The organism is Streptomyces torulosus, from assembly GCF_001419765.1.
GTDB lineage: Bacteria > Actinomycetota > Actinomycetes > Streptomycetales > Streptomycetaceae > Streptomyces > Streptomyces torulosus.
On the sequence record NZ_LIRK01000862.1, the window covers coordinates 1 to 8,309 of the forward strand.

General features: G+C 72.5%; 6 protein-coding genes. 3 read left to right on the top strand and 3 right to left on the bottom strand.

Features of this window, described 5'->3' with window-relative positions; genetic code table 11:
- Positions 1-19 precede the first annotated feature (19 nt).
- On the bottom strand, positions 20-1,294 hold the full coding sequence (locus AOK23_RS41495; protein ID WP_055717570.1) for an MFS transporter: 1,275 nt from the start codon (positions 1,292-1,294) through the stop codon (positions 20-22).
- 118 nt (positions 1,295-1,412) lie between these two features.
- On the opposite strand from AOK23_RS41495, the gene AOK23_RS41500 reads away from it, so the two are divergent.
- Positions 1,413-3,410 carry a S9 family peptidase gene (locus tag AOK23_RS41500; RefSeq protein ID WP_055717571.1) on the top strand — a complete coding sequence of 666 codons (1,998 nt, stop codon included), beginning with the start codon at positions 1,413-1,415 and terminating at the stop codon, positions 3,408-3,410.
- A gap of 184 nt (positions 3,411-3,594) precedes the next feature.
- On the opposite strand, the gene AOK23_RS41505 is transcribed toward AOK23_RS41500, so the two are convergent.
- Positions 3,595-4,758, bottom strand: coding sequence for a glycosyltransferase family 2 protein (locus tag AOK23_RS41505; protein ID WP_055717572.1), 1,164 nt, complete (start codon positions 4,756-4,758; stop codon positions 3,595-3,597).
- 119 nt (positions 4,759-4,877) lie between these two features.
- On the opposite strand from AOK23_RS41505, the gene AOK23_RS41510 reads away from it, so the two are divergent.
- Positions 4,878-5,738, top strand: coding sequence for a glycosyltransferase family 2 protein (locus AOK23_RS41510; protein WP_055717573.1), 861 nt, complete (start codon positions 4,878-4,880; stop codon positions 5,736-5,738).
- Positions 5,739-5,801: 63 nt separating this feature from the next.
- Here the strand turns inward: AOK23_RS41510 and AOK23_RS41515 are convergent, their stop codons facing one another.
- Positions 5,802-7,118: a sugar efflux transporter gene (locus AOK23_RS41515; protein WP_055717574.1), complete on the bottom strand. Its 1,317-nt coding sequence runs from the start codon at positions 7,116-7,118 to the stop codon at positions 5,802-5,804.
- 107 nt (positions 7,119-7,225) lie between these two features.
- Here AOK23_RS41515 and AOK23_RS41520 point away from each other — a divergent pair, with 107 nt between their 5' ends.
- Complete coding sequence (locus AOK23_RS41520; protein ID WP_055717575.1) at positions 7,226-8,221, top strand: UDP-glucuronic acid decarboxylase family protein; 996 nt, start codon at positions 7,226-7,228, stop codon at positions 8,219-8,221.
- Positions 8,222-8,309: the final 88 nt, after the last annotated feature.

Here is an 8,309-nt window from a genome sequence, read left to right on the forward strand (position 1 = left end):
CGGCCGCGACCGGCATCGCTCAACGGCATGCCGGGGCTCGCGGCGCGGTGCGCCGGGACAGGAACAGCAGCAGGCAGGTGACGGCCAACGTGACGGCGCCGAGGGACTGCCAGTAGAGCCAGCCACGGCCCTGGTCGTGGAGCGCGACGAACAGGGCGCCGCCCGACAGCGCGCCGAGGGCCTCGCCGAAGGACCAGCACACCTGGCGCAGGTTGAACGCCTCCAGGGTCGAGCCGATGGGCAGCCCGGCGTACGCGGTGCTCACCATGGGCCCGAACGCCATCTCGGCCACCGAGAACACGAGGACCGCGAGGATCGCGCCCACCGCCGGTTCGAGTCCCGAACCGAGCGTCAGCATCGACCCGGCGAACAGAAGGTTGGCGCCGCCGAGCACCGCGAAGGGGGTCGTCCCGCCCCGCATCAGCCGGCTGATCACCGCGGTGACACCGGCCTGGAGGAGCACGATCCAGAAGGCGGGGCCGGCGAGGAGGAAGGACCGCAGCGCGGCGGAGTCGAACCGCTCGGCCACGTAGAAGGCGAACGCCGAGTAGAACTGCGCGTACACGAAGGTGCCGAGGACGCTGACCACCACGGTGCGCCGGATCGCGGGCGTGGTGACGACCTGCCGCAGCACCTTCCGGCCCACCGGCCACCGGCCGGACGTCTCCGGCGGCCTGACACCGCGTGGCAGGCCGGGCAGCATGACGACCGCGGCCGCCGCGTAGCACAGGGCGACCACGCCCATCAGCTTGTGCGGTTCCGCCGGTGAGTAGAGGGCGTTCGCGAGGAACGGGCCGAGCGCCGCGGCGCCGTTCACCGCGATCTGCAGCAGGGAGAAGACCCGGTTGCGGCCGATGTCGTCGCGGATCACCTCGGCGATGAGCACCCGTGAGTACAGGAAGTGCGCGCTCACCCCGAACCCTGCCAGGACGAGCAACCCGCACAGCGCCCAGTCCGCCCCCGCGAAGGGCAGCAGGCCGAACGCGAGGGCCGACAGCAGGACGGACCCGACCATGCCCGGCGCGTAGGCGATCCTCCGCAGCCGCCGGGCCACGAGCGTGGCGGACAGGCCCGCCGACGCGGTGTAGCAGAACAGGCCGATCCCGACGATCGCGGTGCCGGAGCCGGGTGACCTGGCCGCGAGCAGCGGTCCGAGGACCGGGATGACGCTGTACAGGCCGAGGCTGCCCACGAGCGTCTCCGCCGCGAGTGCCGTACGCAGCCGTCCCGTCGGGACGGCCCGCCCGTCCTTTGGGGCCTCCTCCCGCACCTCGTCCAGTGCGCTGCCAGTCATGGGGCTCCCTTCCGAGTGCGCTGCGGTCCCAGGGGCGTGGCACCGCGAGGCAACATGTTGCCAATGTTGGCACACTAAAGGCAACCTTGGAAGGAGGATCAGCGCACAGGAGGAACGAATGGCAACTCCGCGTACCGCCGCCCACGGGACCTGGACCTCGCCGATCGGAGCGGCCGAAGCGGCTGCCGCCGAGGCGCGCGTCGAGTGGGTCGGCTTCGTCGGCGACCAGGTGTGGTGGACCGAGACACGGCCTTGGGAGGGCGGGCGTTCCGCGCTCGTCGCCCGGACGCCCGACGGGGACGTCCACGACGTCCTCGGGCCCCCGTGGAGCGTGCGGTCCCGGGTCATCGAGTACGGCGGCCGCCCCTGGCTCGCCCTCGGCGCGGACCCCTCCGACGGGTTCGTTCTCACGCACGGGGAGGACCAGCGGGTGTACCGGGCGGAGCCGGGGACCGAGCCGGTGCCGCTCACCCCGAGGCCCGGGATCCCCGCCGGAGCGAGGTACGCGGACTTCGCCCGCGTCGGCGAGGAGGTCTGGTGTCTGCGGGAGACCCTGGCCGACGAGGCGGGCACCCGCGTGCACCGGGACATGGTGGCCTTGCCCCTGGACGGCGCCGCCGCGAAGGACCCGGAGGCGGTGCGGATCCTCGCCGCGAGCCACCACTTCATGACCGGCCCCAAGGTGTCACCGGACGGCTTGCGGGTCGCGTGGATCGGCTGGGACCACCCGGACATGCCGTGGGACACCACGGACGTGATGTGCGCTCCCGTACGACCCGACGGCACCCTGGGACCGGCCCGGCGGGTCGCGGGCGGGCCGGGCGTCTCCGTCGGCCAGGTGGAGTGGGCTCCGGACCGGCCGGACGTGCTGTACGTCCTCAGCGACTCGGAGGGCTGGTGGAACATCCACGAGATCGGCCCCGAGGGCGGCACCCGCAACCTGTGCCCCCGCGCGGAGGAGTTCGGCGAACCCCTGTGGCGGATCGGCGCGCGCTGGTTCCTGCCGGTGGACGACGGACGGCTGTTCGTGGTGCACGGCACCGGCGACCGCCGGCTCGCCGTCCTGGAACGCGACGGCACCCTGCGCGACGTGCCCGCGCCCCACACCGAGTGGGCGGCCCTCGCCACGGACGGCCGCCGCGTCGCGGGCACCGCGGCGGGACCCCGCCTGCGTTCCTCGGTGGTCCTCGTCGACCTCGACACCCCCACCGGTGAGCCCCGGCTCGACGTCCTGCGCGGCGCCGCGACCCACGGGGACGCGTACGCGGACTGGCTGCCGCACGGCCGTCACGAGGTGTTCCGCAACGCGGACGGCGAGGACGTCCACGCGTTCGTGTACCTCCCGCACAACCCCGGGTTCACCGCCCCCGAGGGCGAGTTGCCGCCGTTCCTGGTGCAGGCGCACGGCGGGCCCACCACCCGCAGCCAGCTGGTGGTCAACCATGAGATCGCGTACTTCACCAGCCGCGGCATCGGCGTCGTCGACGTGCAGTACGGCGGCTCGACCGGCTTCGGCAGGCCCTACCGGGAGCGGCTGCGCGGAAAGTGGGGCGTGGTCGACGTGGCGGACTGCGCCGCCGTGGCCAGGGGGCTGATCGCCCGGGGGCTCGCCGACCCGGCGCGCATCGGCGTCCGGGGCGGGAGCGCGGGCGGCTGGACGGCGGCGGCGTCCCTCGCGGCCGAGCCCGAGCTGTACCGCGTGGCGGGGATCTACTACCCCCTGCTCGACCCGGAGGAGTGGCGCGACCGGGGCACGCACGACTTCGAGTCCCGCTACCTCGACAGTCTCATCGGCCCGTGGCCCGAGGCCGCCGACCGCTACGCCGAGGTGTCACCGCTGCGCCGCGCCGACCGCGTACGGGCCCCGTTCGTCGTCCTCCAGGGCCTCGACGACACGGTCTGCCCACCGCGCCAGACCGAGCGTTTCCTCGCCCGGCTGCGCGACGGCGACGTCCCCCACGCCTACCTGGCCTTCGCGGACGAACGCCACGGCTTCCGCAAGGCCGAGACCGTGACGGCCTGCCTGCACGCCGAACTCTCCGCCTACGGCCAGGTGTTCGGCTTCGAACCGCCGGGGGTGCCACGACTGGAGCTGTCGGTTCGGCCCCTGGGGTGAGGGGCGCGGCACCCGCTCCGGTCCGGGTGCCGCACCACGACGAATCGGCCGGTGTCCACGAGGGACACCGGCCGACGGGCCGACTTGGGGCTCGGGTACGGCCGACTGCCGGCCGGGGGGTACGGGCCGACGGGCTGGGGTGAAACGGGCCGACTGGGGCGCGAGCACCGCCGGGGCCGGGGCTTCAGGGCGCCTCGGGTGCCACCACGTGTCGGGCGACCCGCTTCGCCTCGCGCAGCACCGCCTCCCGGTACCGCTCGCTCAGGCCCAGCACGGCGGGCAGCACCCGGCACTCCTCGACGCCTCCGCCGGGGAACGGCAGCGCGAGGCCCACCAGCGGCAGCACGCTCACCGGACTCCCGTCGTCGAACAACGCGCGCACCTCCGGGTCGGTGATCCGGCGCCGCTCGTCGACCGGGGCGCCGACGACGAGGGTGTCCTTGCCGTCGACGGTGCCGCGTGCCACGCCGAGCGTCTCGTCCGGGCCGTGCACGGCGGCCGCCACCTCGCGGCGGACCTCCTCGTATGACCGGTTGGCGCCCCACATGTCGAAGGCCCGGTACAGCTCCACGTCCAGGGCCGGCCACTTGGCGAGGAAGTGGTCCATGTTGACGTCGAACTCACGGAAGTTGGACGACACGTCCCGGGCGTGCGGCAGATGCAGCCCGTACACGTCCTCGCCGCGCACGATCGGCACGCCCGCCGCGTGCACCCGGTACCCCCACTCCTGGTCCTCGCCGCCCCAGCCCCGGAAGTCCTCGTCGAAGAACAGTCCGTGGCGCCGGATTGTCTCCGCGGGCACGACGATGAACGCGCCCCACACCAGGGTCCACGGCAGGACGAACGGATCGAACCGCCACCGCTTGTCCAGCTGGGCACCGGGCGACGCCTCCAGGTCCGCGAGCAGCGTCCGGTACTCCCGGTGCTCGCGGAGGTCGGACGTCTCGGCGGGACGGTCCGACCGGCCGTCGAGGCCCACGATCTGCCCCACGACGCAGACGTCCTGCCCGTCCGCGTAGTACCGGTCGTAGAGGGATTCGAGGCAGCGCGGGGGCAGCGCCAGATCCGCGTCGAGGAACACCACGACCTCCCCGGACACCTGGCGCAGCGCCAGGTTCCGCGAGCGGCAGAGGTTCCACTCCTCGTCGACCAGCACGGAGACGATGGTCAGCCGGTCCGCGTACTCCCGGCACGCCTCGAGGTACTCCCGCGAGTACTCCAGGGCGCCGACGACGATCTCGAACTCGGAGCCCGGCAGCGTCTGTTCGGCGAGCGCGGCGAGCGCGATCCGGAAATTGCGCAGTCGCTGCTTGTACGGGATCACGACGCTGATCTTGGGACCGCCCATCGCACGCCTCCTTGAACCCACGGCAAGTTGGCAATACATTGCCAGACTCTTGCCTGAATTGGCAATGCTTGGTTGGATCGGAGCCGACCGGCATCAGGATGAAGCGAAGGGAGAACCGTATGCACAAGGACACGATCGGGGTCGTGACGGTGACGCGAGGGCGTCCGCGACTGCTTCGGCGGGCCATGGCCTCCGTCCACGCACAGGACTTCGACGGCCTCATCGAGCATGTCGTCGTCATCGACGAACAGGACCCGGAGACGGTGGCGGCGGCCACCGCGGCCCCGACCCGTCCGGGACTGCGGGTGACCGTGCACGAGGAGCCGCGCCCGCCGGCCGAGCGGAACGAGCCGCCGGGTGACAAGCGGCGGGTCTATCCGCGCCTGTCCCGTCTGTTCAACACGGGGGCGCGGATCTCCTCGGCGGACTGGATCGCGTTCCTGGACGACGACAACGAGTACGAGCCCCACCATCTCCGCAGCCTGCTGGAGTGCGCCCGGGAGCACGGCGTGCAGGTCGCCCATTCCGGCCGGACGATGTGGTACGCCGACGGCGCCCCGTATCTGGAGGAGGCGTGGCACACCGTCGACGACCCGGTGGAGGCGGCGCGGATCCATCAGGTGATGTGCGACAAGGGTGTCCGTGTCCCCGGCACCAACATCCTGCTGGACCGCGCCGATCCGCGGCGCCCCGGGGACGCGTTCCGCACCAGCAGTGTGATCCGGGCGGAGGACCCGGTGGCGCTGGTGGACCAGAGCGTGTGGCTGGTACGCCGGGAACTGCTGCTGCGGCTGCCGATCCCGGAGACGTTCACCGAGGCCGAGCACCTGGCCAACACCGCGCCCGACGACAAGCTGCTGCGGACGCTCCAGGACAACGGCGTCCCGATCGTGTCGACCGGGCAGCCCACCGTCCGCTACTACCTCGGCGGCGTCTCCAACCGGATCACCCGCGGCCGGCGGCCCGTGGCGGCGGAGTAGACCGCCCTCGGTGCGGGCGCACGACGGAGCCGCGCGACCCCCGGACCCTCCGGGCCGCGCGGCTCAGGCGTGTACGGGGCTGTCGGGGGCGGCGTCGTCGGGGGTGCCGTCGGAGGCGGGGCCGTCGGGCCGGACGGGCTCGGGGCCCCTGCCGACCAGCAACAGCACCGTCGCGAGGCCCGCGAGGAGCGCGCAAGCCCAGAACACCCGGCCGTAGCCGACCCAGCCGATGACCGCGCCGGCGGTGGCGCCGCCCAGCATCACCCCGACCTGGAACGCGCCGGTGAACAGCGAGGAGGCCGCCCCCACGCGGTCGGGCATGGACTCCTGGAGGATGGTCACGGGGATGCTCAGCACCACCGCCATGAAGAAGGCGTTGAGCGCCTGGAGCGCGAGCAGTGCGACCCTGGACTCGGCCGTCGGCAGGACCGTGAAGAACACGGTCGCGCACCCGGCCGCGTATGTCACCAGCCGCCACTTGCCGATGCGCTCGGCCCGGGCGCCCAGATACATCATCACCGGGATCTCGATCGCGGAGGCCAGTCCGAGCAGCAGGCCCGTGAATCCGGCGTCGTACGCCAGGTGCTTCGTCACGAACAGCGCGATGTCGATCTGGTAGACGCTGTTGACCGTCAGCAGCAGCATCGTGGCGACGAGCAGGATCCACGAGGACCGCCCGACGCCGGAGAACGCCCTGCCCTTCGCCGCCCCCGGAGCGGCGGGCGCGGGCGGCGGATGGTTCGGCAGCAGCCACAGGCACAGCCCGGCCGCCAGGACGTACATGCCCGTGACCACCAGGTACAGGACGCCGAAGCCTTGGGCGTCGATCAGCAGGAACCCGATCGGGGGTCCGACGACCCAGGCCAGTGAGGTGAGGGCCCGCAGCAGGGAGTTGAAGAACGTGGCGTCCAGTGCCCGGGTCTCGGCGAACTCGCGTGTGTAGGCGAGCAGTTGCGGGAAGCAGGCGCTGCCGAGCGCGAAGAAGACCGCGCCGAAGAGGAAGAGCAGGGAGTAGTCGCGGACGACGACGTAGGCGAAGGTGCCCACGGCGGACAGCAGGGTGCAGACGGTGAGCAGCAGTCGCCGGTTGCCGATCCGGTCGGACAGGGCGCCGAACACCAGGCCGGAGAGGACTCCGAGGATCCCCCTGCCCAGGAAGAACAGCCCGATCAGCAGGGGTCCGACGCCGATCTCGTCGGAGAGGAAGAGGCTGCCCGAGGTGCTCATCATGGCGCCGGACACGCCGATCAGCGCCGTGTTCGCGACCAGACCGGTGAGGGCGCCGTCCCTGGCCAGTCCCACCGCCCCGCCGTACAGCGCGCGAGCGCGGCCTCGGACGGCCTCCGTGAAGGGCCGTGTGCCGTGTTCGTCGGGAGACATGCTCACCGGTGGCTCCTCCGTCTGGCAAAACTCGGGCACTTGATATTGCCAACCCTGTACATAGTAGGCAACAGTGGTGGCAAGCATTTGACAACGCGAGGAGGATCATGCGAGTCCTCATCACCGGCGGTGCCGGCTTCCTCGGATCCCACCTGTGCGACGCGCTGCTGAGACGGGGCGACGCCGTCGTCTGCGTCGACGACCTGTCCATGGGGCGCCTGGAGAACCTCCGGCAGGCGCGACGGAACCCGGCCTTCCGATTCATCCAGTGCGACGTCACCCGGGGGCTCGACGTCCCGGGTCCCGTCGACGCCGTGGCCCATCTCGCCAGCCCGGCCTCCCCGCCGGACTATCTGCGGCGCCCGCTGCAGACCCTGGCGGCCGGCAGCCGCGGCACCGAGAACGCGCTCGCCCTCGCCCGACGGCACGGCGCGCGCTTCCTGCTCGCCTCCACCAGCGAGGTCTACGGCAGCCCGGAGGTGCACCCGCAGACCGAGGACTACTGGGGGCACGTCAATCCGGTCGGGCCGCGCAGTGTGTACGACGAGAGCAAACGGTTCGCGGAAGCCCTCACCACCGCTCACCGCACGGCGCTCGGCGTGGACACCGGGATCGTGCGGATCTTCAACACGTACGGCCCGCGCATGCGGGAGGACGACGGCAGGGTCGTCAGCAACTTCATCACCCAGGCGCTCGGCGGCGACGCGATCACCGTCTACGGCAGCGGCGAGCAGACCCGCAGCTTCTGCTACGTCGACGACCTGGTCCGCGGCCTCGTCGCCATGCTCGACTCCGACGAGCCGGGGCCGGTCAACCTGGGCAACCCGGCGGAGTTCACCGTCACCGAACTCGTCGGTCTCGTACGGCGGATGACGGGGGTCGAGGCGCCGGTCCACTACCGGGAGCTGCCGCAGGACGACCCGCCGCGCCGCCGTCCCGCCATCGATCGGGCCGTCCGCACCCTCGGTTGGCGACCCGTCGTCGACCTGGCGGAGGGGTTGCGGCACACGATCGACTGGTTCGCCGCGCGCTCCGGCGGCCCCGCCGCCGAGCGCCTCGCGGCGGTCGGCGGCGGGGCCGCCGACCTCCCGGTCGCCGGCTAGCCGGCGCCGGGCGTGCCCGGCAGGGGCACCGCCGAGGTGCTCGGTGACGACCTGCGCGATGTCGTCGCCGAGCACCTCGGCGGGCCGG

Bases quoted from the DNA above. Each gene is read 5' to 3' on its own strand.
- AOK23_RS41495 (WP_055717570.1), bottom strand. From the start codon at position 1,294: ATGACTGGCAGCGCACTGGACGAGGTGCGGGAGGAGGCCCCAAAGGAC.
- AOK23_RS41500 (WP_055717571.1), top strand. From the start codon at position 1,413: ATGGCAACTCCGCGTACCGCCGCCCACGGGACCTGGACCTCGCCGATC.
- AOK23_RS41505 (WP_055717572.1), bottom strand. From the start codon at position 4,758: ATGGGCGGTCCCAAGATCAGCGTCGTGATCCCGTACAAGCAGCGACTG.
- AOK23_RS41510 (WP_055717573.1), top strand. From the start codon at position 4,878: ATGCACAAGGACACGATCGGGGTCGTGACGGTGACGCGAGGGCGTCCG.
- AOK23_RS41515 (WP_055717574.1), bottom strand. From the start codon at position 7,118: ATGTCTCCCGACGAACACGGCACACGGCCCTTCACGGAGGCCGTCCGA.
- AOK23_RS41520 (WP_055717575.1), top strand. From the start codon at position 7,226: ATGCGAGTCCTCATCACCGGCGGTGCCGGCTTCCTCGGATCCCACCTG.